Raw genomic sequence first — 12,450 nt, 5'->3', positions numbered from 1 at the left:
GCCGCCTCAGCGCAGGAGCGCGCCCCGGCCGCCCGCGACGTCGGCCAGCACCCCGGCCACGCTCAGCGCCGCCGCGCCCATCACGGCGCGGAACCCGGTGCGCCCGTCGGCGGCCGCGCCGACCGCTCCCGCCGCTCCCGCGCACAGCAGCAGCGCCACCGCGGCGGGACCGAGCTCCCGGCGGCGGCGGACCAGCAGCACCGCGTCCGCGGCCGCCACCCCGAGCGCGGCGCCGGTGCGGCTGGTGCGCGGCCCGAGCCGCTGCGGCAGGCCGCGGACGCCGGTGGCGGCGTCCGCCTCGGCGTCGGGCACCGTGTTGGCCAGGTGCGCCGCGAGTCCGAGCAGGCCGGCGGCGGCGCACAGGAGGCGTGGTGCGCGGCGACCGGCGGCGCCGGCGGCCACGGCCGGCAAGGACCCGAAGAACAGCAGGTAGGGCAGCGGGCTGACGGCGGTGCCCTTGAGGCCGAGGTCGTAGCCCAGGGCGCCGGCCAGCCCCACCAGGTGCAGGCGGCCCGTACCCCTGAGGCCGCTGTCCAGGGCCAGCGAGGCCGGCACCGCCGCCGCGGCGGCCAGGACGGCACCGGCCCCCAGGCCCGCGCGCGGCAGGCGGCCGGCGGCCACGGGCTTCTCGGTGCGGCCGGCGGCGGCGTCGAGCGGGGCGTCCAGGGCGTCGTTGGCCCAGCCGACCGCCACCTGGCCCAGCCCCACGGCGGCGGCGACGCGCCCGGCGGTGGTGGCGCGGTGCCCCGGCGCGGCGGCGGCGGCCGCCAGGGCGGCGGCGAAGGAGGTGACGGCAGCGGTCGGCGCGGGGTGGCAGGCGCGGACCAGGTCGACGACGACGGCGACGGCGCGCACGGGCCCCTGCTGCACGCCGCGTCCCACCCGGTCGAGGCTAGGGGCCGGGCGTCACGGGCGCCCCCCGCCGCTGGCGCCGTCGTCCTGAGCGACGTCCGGAGCCACGGGGGGTCCGCGCCACGCCCCCTGGCGCAGGGCGCCCCCGTGGCCGTCAGCGAGGAGGCGGGAGGGGCGTCAGCCGATGGAGCCGGGCTGGTCCTCGGACCGGCGCGAGGGCCGCGAGCGCGCCGGCTCCGCGGCGCTGGGGGCGCGCAGGGCGCGGCGCAGCGCGAGGTCCTGCTCGGCGCGGCCGACCAGCTCGGCCAGACCGCCGGAGTCCCACGGCTCGAGCAGCCCGGAGCCCACCGTCAGCGAGCAGGCCCAGCGGACCAGGGGTGCGTCGGGGCTGCCGAGCAGGCGCACGCGCAGGCGGCGCTCCAGCTCGGCGGGGGTGGTGCCGGTGCCCGGGCCGAGCACCACGAAGAGGTCCTCGCCCCAGCGGCCCACCACGTCGGCGCCGCGCGTGCTGGAGCGCAGCGCGTCGGCGACCCCGCCGACCACCTCCGCGACCGCCTCGGGACCGCCCAGCTCGCGCACCGGCTCGAGGTCTCCGAGCTGGACGAGCGAGGCGTGCATGGCCCCGCTGGTGCGGCGGGCCGCGCCCAGCACGTGGCGGGCGAGCAGGTCCAGGCCGTTGGCGTTGTAGCAGCCGGTGGACTCGTCCACCACGGACACCGCGTCGGCCAGCTGCAGCGCAGCCTCCAGCTCACCGGCGGCCCGGCGCCGGGTGACCAGGACGGCGAGCGCGACGAGCGCACCGACCACCAGGGCGACGCCCAGGCCCGCGGCGGACTCCAGGTCTCCGCGCCCGACCGCGGCCAGGGCCACGGCGATCGTCGCGGCGGCGAGCGGGGCGGCGGCCACGGCCGTGGCGACCCCGCTCAGCGGGACGACGGCCAGGGCACCGCCCAGCACGGGCAGCACGGCCGCCGGCCACGGGGACCCGGTGGCAGCGCAGACCGCGAGGCCGGTCCCGGCGGCAGCCGCCGAACCTCCCCACGTGCCCACCACGAACCCCGCGGTCACCCGCGTGCTCGTGCGCCGCTGCGCCGTCTCAGCCACCTCCACACACGTCCCCTCGGCGCGGAGGGCGCCCGGGGTGAGCGCGCAGCAGCGACGACCACCCGTGAGGGTGAGCACCGGTGCAGCTCCGCACGGGACGAGAGTGCCACACGAAACGCCCGAACCGCCCGTACCCGCAGGGGCCGCGTCCTCCGGTCGGCAGGCACCCCCGAGTTGCCGACCGCGCCCGGCCACCGGACGGTGGCCGGCATGGCAACCACCTCACGCCCGCGCGGTTCAGCCCTCGCCCGCGGCCTGGCGGCCGGAGCCGTCGGGACCACGGTGCTCAACGCCGTGACGTACGCCGACATGGCCTGGCGCGGCCGGCCCGCCAGCACCGCACCCGAGGACACCGTGGAGGCTGCGGTCCGCGCGGCCGGCAGGGACGTGCCGGGCTCCGGCAGCGAGCGCGGCAACCGCCTCACCGCGCTCGGTGCGCTGTCGGGCACCGCCGCCGGCCTGGCGACGGGCGTGCTGGTGAGCGCTGCCCGGGCGGCCGGCCTGCGCTTCTCCGGTCCCGTGGGGGCCGCGGTGACCGGCGCGGTGGCCATGGCCGCCACCGACCTGCCCATGGGTGCGCTCGGGGTCTCCGACCCGCGGACCTGGTCCCGGCAGGACTGGGTGGCCGACGCGGTGCCCCACCTGGCGTTCGGGGTGGCCGCGCACGCCACGCTGCGCGCCCTCGAGCCGACCGGCCCGCAGCGGCGCCGCGCCCCAGCCGGCCTGGTGCTGCGGTCGGCGCTGCTCGGGGTGGCCGCCGGCAGCCGCAGCAGCCTGGGCCTGCTGGCCCCGGCCCTGACCTCGTCGGCGTCCGCGGGCGCCAAGGCGCTGGCGGTGCTGCCGGTGGTCGGCGAGCTCGTGGCGGACAAGGCCCCCGGGACCCCGGCCCGCACGTCAGCGCAGGGCCTGCCTGCCCGGTTCGTCTCCGCGACCGGTGGGGCGGCGGCGCTGGCGGCGCGCGAGCACGCCAACGCCGTGGTGCCCTCCGTGGCCGCCGCCGCCGGTGCCGCCGGTGGGGCGTGGGGCGGTCTGGCCTGGCGGCGCTGGGCGTCGGCGCGGGTGCCGGACTGGCAGGCGGCGCTGGTGGAGGACGGCGTCGCCGTGGGCCTCGCCGCGCTGGCGTGCCTGACCGGCCGGCGGGCTGCCCGCGCGTCTACCCTGGACGACCCGGCGCCCGTCGGGCGTTGACCCTGCTGCAGGCCCCGCCCGCGCCGAAGACCAGCCGATCACCTGGAGGACCCCATGACGCAGACCACCGCCACCACCGCCCCCGCCGAGCCGCAGGCCGCCGCCGAGGACGACGACTGGCTCACCGGGGCCACCGCCTGCTCCATCGAGAACGGCGAGGACTGCGAGGCGTGCCAGTGACGGCTCGCTGAGCCGCGCTGCCCCCGGGCAGCGACACGAAGACCGTCAGGAGCCCTCGCGGGCCCTGGCGGTCTTCCTGTCGTTGGCCTTCTGCAGAGCTGCGACGAGCTCGTCCTTGGTCATCGACGACCGGCCGGGCACGTCGAGGCGACGCGCCAGGTCGAGCAGGTGCTCCTTGGTGGCGTTCGCGTCCACGCCGCCGGCGGTGGGCCGGTCGGTGTCCGCACCGCCGGCGGCCTGGGCGTCGGAGGGGCCCTTGCGGCCGCCCTCCTTGGGCTCCCAGTGGTCGCCGACCTTCTCGTGGGTGTGCTTCAGCGCCGAGAAGGCCGTGCGCCGCGCCCGCTCCTCCGTGTTCGGCGCGTCCGCGTAGGTCTCCTCCGCGGAGTCGTGCGCCTTCGCGAACGTCGCCTGCGCCTTCTCGTCCGAGCGCTGCAGCGTGCTCGGCAGCTCGCCCTCGCGGACCTTCCCGGACTCCGTGGTCATCGCCATGGCCGTCCCCTACCCGCGCGCGGGCCCGGCGAACCCGCCCCGCTCCCGGGTCACCCGTCAGGCGGCGGGAGCGACCTGGGCGGTGCAGAAGGCGCAGCGCGTGGCCTGCACCGGGATCTTCGACAGGCACTCGGGGCACTCCCGGACGGGCGCCTTCGGCTCCGGCTGCGTGCGGTAGCGCGCCATGAGCGTGTTCACCGGCTTGACCACGAGGAAGTACAGGACCGCCGCGGTGATGAGGAACGCGATGACCGCGTTGATGAACGCCCCGATGCCGAACTCGCTGCCGTTGATGCTGAAGGACAGCGCCGAGAAGTCCCTGACCCCGCCGAAGACGCCGAGGAGCGGGGTGAGCAGGTTCTCGGTGAAGGACTTCACCAGGGCGCCGAAGGCTGCGCCGATGAGCACGGCGATGGCCAGGTCGACCACGTTGCCGCGCAGGATGAACTCGCGGAAGCCCTTCACAGCTCCTCCTCGGGTGCATGAGCGTCCGTCGTCGCCGGAGCGCACCGAAGCATGGCAGCGGGAGGGGTCCACCGGCAGGGGTACGGGTGGACCCGTCGCGACCGACCGGACACCATGGCGCCAGGCGCCGCCACCGCTGACGGCGCCGGAGGGAGGACCCCCGTGACCACCACCGCCGCCGCGCCGTCCACGGGCGCCACCAGCGCCGAGAGCGGGCCCAGGTGGCCCGACCCCCGCGCTGACGCCCTGTCCGGACCGGGGCTCGGGTCGCTCTCGGTGGCCTCGCTGCTCGCGGCCTCCGCGGTGCGCCACGCCGACCGCACGGCTGTCGTCTGCGGTGACCAGCGCGTCACGTACGCGCAGCTGTGGGACCAGGCCCGCGCGTACGCCGGCGCCTTCCGCGCCCGGGGCGTCGGGCCCGGTGACCGCGTGGCCGTGCTCGTGCCCAACGTGCCGGACTTCCCCCGCGTCTACTTCGGGCTGCTCGCGCTGGGCGCCGTCGTCGTCCCCGTCCACCTGCTCTTCACCGCCGACGAGGTCGAGCACGTGGTGCGCGACTCCGGAGCCACCCTCGTCGTGGCCGCCGCACCGGTGCTGGCGGCGGCGCTGCCCGCCGCCGCAGCCGCAGGGGTGCCGGTGGTGACCGTGCTGGTGCCGGACGAGCAGCGCGACAAGGTCCCGGCCCCGCGGCTCGAGGACGAGGCGCGCGCGGCGGAGCCCCTGGAGCGCCTCGTGCCGACGCCGCCGCTGGCGCCGGCCACGGTGCTGTACACCTCCGGCACCACCGGACGGCCGAAGGGCGCGGTCGGCAGCCACCTGGCGATCGTCGAGAACGTCAACGTGGTGCTCATCGACTGCTTCGACATGAGGACCGGGGACGTCGTCTTCGGCGGCCTGCCGCTCTTCCACACCTTCGGGCAGGTGTGCGTCATGAACACCGCCTTCCGCGTCGGCGCCACGGTGCTGCTCCTGCCGAAGTTCGACCCGGCGACCGCCCTGGGGATCATGGAGCGCGAGGGCGCGAGCATCTTCATCGGCGTTCCCACCATGTACGGCGCCCTGCTGCAGGCCGCTGGACCGCACGGTGAGGGCGGTGGCCAGCTGCCGCCGCTCAGGTACGCCATCTCCGGTGGGGCGGCGCTGCCCGAGGCCGTGCTCGACAGGTTCCAGCAGGTGTTCGGGGCTCCGGTGCACGAGGGGTACGGCCTCACCGAGACCTCCCCGGTGGCCTCCTTCAACCGGGTCGGCGAGCCCGCGGTCGCGGGGTCGGTGGGCTTCCCGGTGTGGGGGGTCGAGGCGGAGGTCACCGACCCGGCGCACCCCGAGACCATCGCCGTGCTGCCCGCCGGGGAGCGCGGCGAGCTGGTCGTCCGCGGGCACAACCTCTTCAAGGGCTACCTCGGCGACCCCGACGCCACCGAGGACGCCGTGGTCGACGGGTGGCTGCGCACCGGGGACATCGCGACGAAGGACGACGAGGGGCGCATCCGCATCGTCGACCGCGCCAAGGACATGATCATCCGCAACGGGTACAACGTGTACTGCCGCGAGGTGGAGGAGGTGCTGGTCCGCTACCCCGGCGTCGCGTCGGTGGCGGTCTTCGGCGTGGCCGACGACGAGCACGGCCAGGAGGTGCACGCCGCCGTCGTGGTGGAGGACTCTGAGGCCGGTCGCTCCTTCGACCCCGACGCCATGGTGGCCGAGGCGCGCCAGCACCTGGCCGCCTACAAGTACCCGCGCGTGGTGCACGTGCGCCCGGCCCTCCCCCAGGGGCCTTCCGGCAAGGTCCTCAAGCGCGAGCTGGTCGCCGAGTACGAGGGCTGATCGGGAGACGCGAGAGGGCGGCACCCCTGCGGGTGCCGCCCTCTCCACCTGGTGGAGCTGAGGGGATTCGAACCCCTGACCCCCTCCATGCCATGGAGGTGCGCTACCAGCTGCGCCACAGCCCCGTCCGCCCGATCACGACCCCTTCTCAGGAGCCCCCGTTCAGGACGTGACGACAACTGTAGCGCCTCCTGCGAGGTGCCCCGGGCAGGGGTCCCCGCCCGCGCGCCCGGCGCGTCAGACGACGGCGCCCGCCGACCGCTCCGCGCTGGAGAGGCCGTGGGCGCCGTCGGCGTTCGTGCGGCCCTCGCGCTCCTCCCCCACACCGCGCGGGCCCAGGTCGTAGCCGCGCAGCACCCACCGGCCGAACCGGCGCTCCACCACGGCCCAGCGGCCGTTGCCGAGCGAGGCGAACTGGGCCCACGCCTCCGCCGGCAGGCCCAGGAGGGCCAGGACGCCCGCCCTGAGCGCCCCGCTGTGCGAGGCCGCCACGAGCAGCCCGCCGTCTGGGGTCGCGGCGGCGTGCCGCTCCAGGGACGCCGCGACGCGGGCGCCGAGCTCGCTGCGCTTCTCCCCGCCGCCGATGCGCAGGTCCTCGCCCGAGCGCCAGGCGCGGTGCCCGTCGGGCCAGTGGTCGGCGATCTGCTGGTGCAGCAGCCCCTGCCAGGCACCGGCGTCGAGCTCGCGCAGGCCCGGGTCCTCCACGGCGCGCAGGTCCGTCAGCTCCTCCAGGCGGGCCGCGGTGGCACGGGCCCGGGACAGGTCGGAGCTGACGAGGCGGTCGGGGCGCATCGCCGCGATCTGCACGGCGGCGGCGCGGGCCTGCGCGTGGCCCACCTCGTCGAGGGGGGTGTCGAGCTGGCCCTGGAAGCGGCCCTCGGCGTTGGAGGTCGTGCGTCCGTGCCGCCAGAGCACGAGCCGCGAGGCACCACCGCCGGCCGCGGTCACCGCGCGAGCCCCGCCGCTCCGGCGTCGTGGGCGCTCCTCGGGCCGGTGACGTCCTCCGGCAGCTCGATGGCCGGACCGTCCTTCCAGAGCCGCTCGAGCGCGTAGTACTGGCGGTCCTCGGCGAGCTGGACGTGGACGACGACGTCGGAGAAGTCGAGCAGCACCCAGCGGGCCTCGGCCATGCCCTCGCGGCGGACGACGTCGGCGCCGAGCTGGTGCAGCGCGTCCTCGACGGCGTCGACCACGGCGCGCACCTGGCGGTCGTTCGCAGCGGCGGCCAGGACGAACACGTCCGTGATCACCAGCTGCTCGCTGACGTCCAGGGCGAGCACCTCGGTGGCGCCCTTCTCGGAGGCCGCGCGAGCGGCCGCGACGGCCAGCTCCACGGCTCGGGGGGTGGCGGTCACCGACCCAGGATGGCACGGACCGCGCCCGCCGCCCGAACCGTCGCCGCGACGGGACGATCAGCCGCGGTAGAGGCCGTGCTTGGCGATGTGCTGGACCACCCCGTCCGGCACCAGGTACCAGACGGGCAGGCCCTGGCGGACGCGCTCGCGGCAGTCCGTGGAGGAGATCGCGAGCGCCGGCACCTCGAGCAGGTGCACCGCCCCGGCGGGCAGCGAGCCGGAGGCGGGGACCGCGAGCTCGTGCCCGGGACGGGTGACCCCGACCAGGCTGGCCAGCTCGGCGAGGCGCTCGGCGTCCTTCCACGTGAGCATCTGCGCCAGCGCGTCAGCGCCCGTGATGAAGTACAGCTCCGCGTCGGGGCGCTGCGCGCGCAGGTCCGACAGGGTGTCCACAGTGTACGTCGGACCCGGCCTGTCGACGTCCACCCGGCTCACGGTGAAGCGCGGGTTGGAGGCGGTGGCGATGACCGTCATGAGGTAGCGGTGCTCGGCCGGTGACACGGCCCGCGCGCTCTTCTGCCACGGCTCGCCGGTGGGGACGAAGACGACCTCGTCCAGCTCGAAGCGCGCGGCGACCTCGCTGGCGGCCACGAGGTGGCCGTTGTGGACGGGGTCGAACGTCCCGCCCATCACCCCGATCCGGGGCCTGCCGGAGGCGGGCTCCGGCGCCGGGGCCGGTGAGCTGGTCAGCGGCGTGGTCAGTGGCGGTTGCCGACGCTGCGGAACGCCCACAGGATCGCCAGCAGCAGCAGGAAGACCGCGAACGCCATGAGGCCCCACAGGAGCGGGGGCATCCCCGAGTGCTCAGCGGGCGTGTTGGCGCCGGTGGCGCTCATGACCAGGGCGACCAGCACAGCGCCTCCACGAGGTGTTCCAGGGCACCGGCGCCGGGACCGGCGGGTGCGGGACGTCTACCGGCAGCAGTCTGCCAGGTCACCAGGGCCTGACGTCGCCCAGGGCGGCCGGTGGGGGTGTCCGCTCGCCGCGGGCGCGCAGCGTCTCCCTGTCGACCACCTCGATGCCCACCGCGCGCCAGCCCGGCAGGTCGGCGGTGCGGCGGTTCTCCGCCCACATCCGCAGCCCGAGCGCGGCGGCGTCGTCGACGTCCTCCGCCTCGTCCCAGTAGCTGATCTCCGCGCGCTCGTCGTTGTACCGCACCGTCGCCGGGAACGGCTGCGCCTCGACGAGGCGGACCAGGGCGGCGTGGAGCTGCTGGCGGGGCACCCGAGGGCCGGCGAAGGTCACGCTCACGTGCCAGAGCACGGGCTGCTGGGGCGACCGCCCCCAGTCCGCCCCGGCGCCGCCGGGCAGCTGCTCGAGGCCGGGCAGGGGCGCGTCTCCGCCCTCGCCCCCACCGGGCGCGAGCACCAGCCGGGGCGGCTGCGGCTGGCTCGGGGCGTCGTCCACGGGGGTGTCTCCGTTCTGGGGGTCCTACGGCGTGGCCGCGGGCTGGCGGTCTCTCGAGGCGGCGGGCGCGTCTCCGGTCCCACCCTGCCGCCGGCGCGGCAGCAGCACCAGGTCGTCCCGGTGCACGAGCACCCGGTCGTACCCGGGCCCGAGGGCGTCGAGCCGCTCCCGGGTCGAGCGCCCGAGCAGGTCGGGCACCTCCGCCGATGAGTAGTTGACCAGGCCGCGGGCCACGGCGTGGCCGCTTTCGTCGCACAGGTCCACCGGGTCGCCCGCCTCGAAGGAGCCGTCGACGGCCACCACGCCCGCGGGCAGCAGCGACGCGCCACGGCGCACCACGGCGGCCACGGCGCCCGGGTCGAGCACCAGGGTCCCCTGCGGGCTGGCGGCGTGCGCGAGCCAGAGCATGCGCGTGCGGGGCCGGCTGCCCGTGGGGGTGAACCAGGTGCCGACGTCCTCGCCGCGCAGCGCCTCCCCGGCCTGCGCCGCCGAGGCCAGGACGGTGGCGATGCCGGCGCCGGTCGCGATGGCCGCGGCGTCGAGCTTGGTGGTCATGCCCCCGGTGCCCACGCCGCTGCTGGAGCCGCCCACCACGACGGCCTCCAGGTCCGCCGGGCCGGAGACCAGCGGCACGCGCCGGGAGCCGGGCCGGCTCGGCGGCCCGTCGTAGAGGGCGTCCACGTCCGACAGCAGCACGAGGGCGTCGGCGTGGACGAGGTGGGCCACCAGCGCGGCGAGCCGGTCGTTGTCACCGAAGCGGATCTCGGCGGTGGCCACGGTGTCGTTCTCGTTGACGACCGGGAGGACGCCCATCCCGAGCAGCCGCTCCAGGGCGCGCTGGGCGTTGCGGTACTGGGTGCGCCGGATGACGTCGTCGGCGGTGAGCAGCACCTGCCCCACGGTGAGGCCGTGGGCGGCCGCGGCGGAGGTGTACCGGGCCACCAGCAGGCCCTGGCCCACGCTGGCGGCCGCCTGCTGGGTGGCCAGGTCGCGGGGGCGGCGGGCGAGCCCGAGCGGCCCGAGGCCCGCGGCGATCGCGCCGGAGGACACGAGCACCACCTGCGTCCCGGCCTGCACGCGCTCGACGAGCGCGTTGACCAGCGCGATGAGGCGCGCGTCGTCGATGCCCCCGCTGGGCTGCGTCAGGGACGAGGAGCCCACCTTGACGACGACGCGGCCGGCCGCGGCCAGGGCGGACCTGTCGGCCAGCCGCGGCGGGACCTCACGGCCGTCCTCGCCGTCGCGGCCGGCTGCGCTCACCCCTCGTCTCCGGCGTCGGTCCAGATGCCGGCGCGGCGCTCGTCGGCCAGCTCCTCGCGGGCCTCGCGCTTGGCGGAGCGGCGCTCCTCGTACAGCTCGCGCTTCTCCTCGCGGCTGGCGCGGCCGGACCCCTCCAGGCGCAGGTCGGTGCCCCGGGGGCCCACGGCCGCGTCGGTGCCCACGAGGGTGGGCTCCCAGTCGAAGACGACGGCGTCGTCCCCCGGGCCGATGACCACGGTGGAGCCGGCCACGGCACCGGCCTTGAAGAGCTCCTCCTCCACGCCGAGCCGCGCGAGCCTGTCGGCGAGGTAGCCGACCGCCTCGTCGTTGGCGAAGTCGGTCTGGCGGACCCACCGCTCGGGCTTGGCGCCGCGGATGCGGAACACCACGTCGTCCTGCGCCTCGGCGTGCGCGGGCGCACCCTCGCGCCGCACCGTGAAGCCCGCGTCGTCGACCGCGCGCGGGCGCAGGATGGTGCGCGCCACGGGCGCCTCGGGCGCCTCCTCGCGGGCGCGCTTCACCAGGGCGGCCATCGCGAAGGACAGCTGGCGCAGCCCCTCGTGGCTGGCGGAGGAGACCTCCAGGACCGACAGACCGCGGGCCTCGAGCTCCGGCCGCACCAGCTCGGCGAGCTCCTTGGCCTCGGGGACGTCCACCTTGTGGAGCACCACGAGGCGAGGACGGTCGGGCAGCGGCACCGAGGCGGGGCCCGTGGCGTCGGGCGCGACCGGGTACGCCGCCAGCTCCGCCTCGATGACGTCGAAGTCGGTGATGGGGTCGCGCCCGGGGTCGAGGGTGGCGCAGTCGAGCACGTGGACCAGGGCCGCGCAGCGCTCCACGTGGCGCAGGAACTCCAGGCCGAGCCCCTTGCCCTGGCTGGCGCCGGGGATAAGCCCGGGCACGTCGGCCACGGTGAAGCGCTCGTCGCCCGCGGTGACCACACCGAGGTTGGGCACGAGCGTGGTGAAGGGGTAGTCGGCGATCTTCGGCTTGGCGGCCGACAGGGCACCCACCAGGCTCGACTTGCCCGCGCTGGGGTAGCCGATGAAGGCGACGTCGGCGAGGCTGCGCAGCTCCAGCACCACGTCCTCGGCCTCGCCGGGCTCGCCCAGCAGGGCGAACCCGGGCGCCTTGCGCCGGGCGCTGGCGAGCGCGGCGTTGCCCAGCCCGCCGCGGCCGCCCGCAGCCACCACGAAGCGCGTGCCGGGCCCGACGAGGTCGGCGATGATCTCGCCGTCGGCGCTGCGGACCGTGGTGCCCTCCGGCACCGCCATCACGAGGTCCTCGCCGTCACCGCCGTTGCGGTGCCCGCCCGCGCCCTGCTTGCCGTTGGTGGCGCGGCGGTGCGGGGCGTGGTGGTAGTCGAGCAGCGTGGTGGTGGAGGTGTCGACCTCCAGCACCACGTCACCGCCGCGCCCGCCGTTGCCGCCGTCGGGGCCGCCGAGCGGCTTGAACTTCTCGCGGTGCACCGACGCGCACCCGTTGCCGCCGCTGCCCGCTGCCACGTGCACCACGACGCGGTCGACGAACGTCGCCACCGGGCCATCTCCTCTGGTCGAGCCGGTCGTGCTGGTCGCACGTCCGTGCGCACCGGCGTGCGGTACGCACGAGGGGGCGGCCGGTGGTCCGGCCGCCCCCTCGGTGGTCCGCCGCGTCAGGCGCGGCGTCCCGGTGAAGCTGTCGCTGTGCTCAGGCCTCGACGGCCACGGGCACGACGGCGACGACGCGGCGACCGCCGCGCGTGCCGAACTGCACCGAGCCCGCAGCCGTGGCGAACAGCGTGTCGTCGCCGCCGCGGCCGACGTTGTCGCCCGGGTGGAAGTGGGTGCCGCGCTGGCGGACGATGATCTCGCCGGCGCCGACGACCTGGCCGCCGAAGCGCTTCACGCCGAGGCGCTGGGCGTTCGAGTCGCGGCCGTTGCGGCTGGAGCTGGCGCCCTTCTTGTGTGCCATCTCAGTGCTCTCCTGTGCTCGGTCTGTGCTCGGGTCGGCGTCAGCCGATGGCCGTGATGCGCAGGCGGGTCAGCTCCTGGCGGTGGCCCTGGCGCTTCTTGTAGCCGGTCTTGTTCTTGTACTTCTGGATGACGATCTTCGGGCCGCGCTCGGCCCGGAGGACCTCGGCGGTGACGGTCGTCTTGGCCAGGGCGTCGGCGGCGCTGGTCACGGTCTCACCGTCGACCAGCAGGAGCGGCGTCAGCGAGACGGACGAGCCGGCCTCCCCCGCCACCCGGTCGACGACGAGCACGTCGCCGACGGCGACCTTCTCCTGGCGGCCGCCGGCGCGGACGATGGCGTACACGTGTCGCTCACTCTCTGCTGGAACTGC

16 protein-coding genes and 1 tRNA gene are annotated in these 12,450 nt (G+C 76.5%); 3 read left to right on the top strand and 14 right to left on the bottom strand.

Features of this window, described 5'->3' with window-relative positions; translation table 11 throughout:
* Positions 1–6 precede the first annotated feature (6 nt).
* Entirely contained in the window at positions 7–882 is an 876-nt protein-coding gene (locus FHN55_RS09795; protein WP_139712107.1) for a UbiA family prenyltransferase, read from the bottom strand.
* Positions 883–1,029: 147 nt separating this feature from the next.
* The gene (locus FHN55_RS09790) at positions 1,030–1,962 is read right to left on the bottom strand and encodes a GGDEF domain-containing protein (protein WP_139712106.1); all 933 of its coding nucleotides are present in this window, start codon (positions 1,960–1,962) and stop codon (positions 1,030–1,032) included.
* Positions 1,963–2,166: 204 nt separating this feature from the next.
* Here FHN55_RS09790 and FHN55_RS24120 point away from each other — a divergent pair, with 204 nt between their 5' ends.
* Positions 2,167–3,144, top strand: coding sequence for a hypothetical protein (locus tag FHN55_RS24120; RefSeq protein WP_139712105.1), 978 nt, complete (start codon positions 2,167–2,169; stop codon positions 3,142–3,144).
* Positions 3,145–3,198: 54 nt separating this feature from the next.
* A complete protein-coding gene (locus FHN55_RS23710; RefSeq protein WP_255472122.1) occupies positions 3,199–3,324 on the top strand; it encodes a hypothetical protein in 126 nt (41 codons plus the stop codon).
* 45 nt (positions 3,325–3,369) lie between these two features.
* On the opposite strand, the gene FHN55_RS09780 is transcribed toward FHN55_RS23710, so the two are convergent.
* Positions 3,370–3,813 (bottom strand): ChaB family protein, encoded by a 444-nt coding sequence (locus FHN55_RS09780; RefSeq protein ID WP_139712104.1) that lies wholly within the window; start codon positions 3,811–3,813, stop codon positions 3,370–3,372.
* Positions 3,814–3,870: 57 nt separating this feature from the next.
* On the bottom strand, positions 3,871–4,278 hold the full coding sequence (gene mscL / locus FHN55_RS09775) for a large conductance mechanosensitive channel protein MscL (protein ID WP_139712103.1): 408 nt from the start codon (positions 4,276–4,278) through the stop codon (positions 3,871–3,873).
* Between the two features lie 162 nt (positions 4,279–4,440).
* Here mscL and FHN55_RS09770 point away from each other — a divergent pair, with 162 nt between their 5' ends.
* Positions 4,441–6,102 carry a long-chain fatty acid--CoA ligase gene (locus FHN55_RS09770; protein WP_257570837.1) on the top strand — a complete coding sequence of 554 codons (1,662 nt, stop codon included), beginning with the start codon at positions 4,441–4,443 and terminating at the stop codon, positions 6,100–6,102.
* A 49-nt stretch (positions 6,103–6,151) separates the two neighbouring features.
* Here the strand turns inward: FHN55_RS09770 and FHN55_RS09765 are convergent.
* The 10 genes from FHN55_RS09765 to rplU all read right to left on the bottom strand — a co-directional run bounded on the left by FHN55_RS09765 (position 6,152) and on the right by rplU (position 12,423).
* Positions 6,152–6,227: transfer RNA gene (locus FHN55_RS09765), tRNA-Ala, on the bottom strand.
* A gap of 112 nt (positions 6,228–6,339) precedes the next feature.
* Positions 6,340–7,050, bottom strand: a complete 711-nt coding sequence (locus FHN55_RS09760; protein ID WP_180357736.1) for a histidine phosphatase family protein — start codon at positions 7,048–7,050, stop codon at positions 6,340–6,342.
* Positions 7,047–7,457, bottom strand: a complete 411-nt coding sequence (rsfS, locus tag FHN55_RS09755; RefSeq protein ID WP_139712101.1) for a ribosome silencing factor — start codon at positions 7,455–7,457, stop codon at positions 7,047–7,049. Before rsfS ends, FHN55_RS09760 begins: the two co-directional genes overlap by 4 nt.
* Positions 7,458–7,514: 57 nt before the next feature.
* A complete protein-coding gene (nadD, locus tag FHN55_RS09750; RefSeq protein ID WP_257570852.1) occupies positions 7,515–8,159 on the bottom strand; it encodes a nicotinate-nucleotide adenylyltransferase in 645 nt (214 codons plus the stop codon).
* On the bottom strand, positions 8,156–8,311 hold the full coding sequence (locus FHN55_RS22620) for a hypothetical protein (protein ID WP_180357724.1): 156 nt from the start codon (positions 8,309–8,311) through the stop codon (positions 8,156–8,158). Before FHN55_RS22620 ends, nadD begins: the two co-directional genes overlap by 4 nt.
* Positions 8,312–8,390: 79 nt before the next feature.
* Positions 8,391–8,864 carry a hypothetical protein gene (locus FHN55_RS09745; protein ID WP_139712099.1) on the bottom strand — a complete coding sequence of 158 codons (474 nt, stop codon included), beginning with the start codon at positions 8,862–8,864 and terminating at the stop codon, positions 8,391–8,393.
* Between the two features lie 24 nt (positions 8,865–8,888).
* Positions 8,889–10,055, bottom strand: a complete 1,167-nt coding sequence (gene proB, locus FHN55_RS09740; RefSeq protein WP_218974531.1) for a glutamate 5-kinase — start codon at positions 10,053–10,055, stop codon at positions 8,889–8,891.
* 65 nt (positions 10,056–10,120) lie between these two features.
* On the bottom strand, positions 10,121–11,662 hold the full coding sequence (gene obgE, locus FHN55_RS09735; RefSeq protein WP_139712098.1) for a GTPase ObgE: 1,542 nt from the start codon (positions 11,660–11,662) through the stop codon (positions 10,121–10,123).
* A 151-nt stretch (positions 11,663–11,813) separates the two neighbouring features.
* Positions 11,814–12,077, bottom strand: a complete 264-nt coding sequence (gene rpmA / locus FHN55_RS09730; RefSeq protein WP_139712097.1) for a 50S ribosomal protein L27 — start codon at positions 12,075–12,077, stop codon at positions 11,814–11,816.
* 40 nt (positions 12,078–12,117) lie between these two features.
* Positions 12,118–12,423 carry a 50S ribosomal protein L21 gene (gene rplU, locus FHN55_RS09725; RefSeq protein WP_139712096.1) on the bottom strand — a complete coding sequence of 102 codons (306 nt, stop codon included), beginning with the start codon at positions 12,421–12,423 and terminating at the stop codon, positions 12,118–12,120.
* Between the last annotated feature and the right edge of the window lie 27 nt (positions 12,424–12,450).

Origin of the sequence: Streptomyces sp. NP160 (assembly GCF_006335115.1) — a bacterium.
GTDB lineage: Bacteria > Actinomycetota > Actinomycetes > Actinomycetales > Quadrisphaeraceae > Quadrisphaera.
This window is presented reverse-complemented; position numbering and strand designations above follow the sequence as displayed.

Bases quoted from the DNA above. Each gene is read 5' to 3' on its own strand.
- FHN55_RS24120 (WP_139712105.1), top strand. From the start codon at position 2,167: ATGGCAACCACCTCACGCCCGCGCGGTTCAGCCCTCGCCCGCGGCCTG.
- FHN55_RS23710 (WP_255472122.1), top strand. From the start codon at position 3,199: ATGACGCAGACCACCGCCACCACCGCCCCCGCCGAGCCGCAGGCCGCC.
- FHN55_RS09780 (WP_139712104.1), bottom strand. From the start codon at position 3,813: ATGGCGATGACCACGGAGTCCGGGAAGGTCCGCGAGGGCGAGCTGCCG.
- rpmA (WP_139712097.1), bottom strand. From the start codon at position 12,077: ATGGCACACAAGAAGGGCGCCAGCTCCAGCCGCAACGGCCGCGACTCG.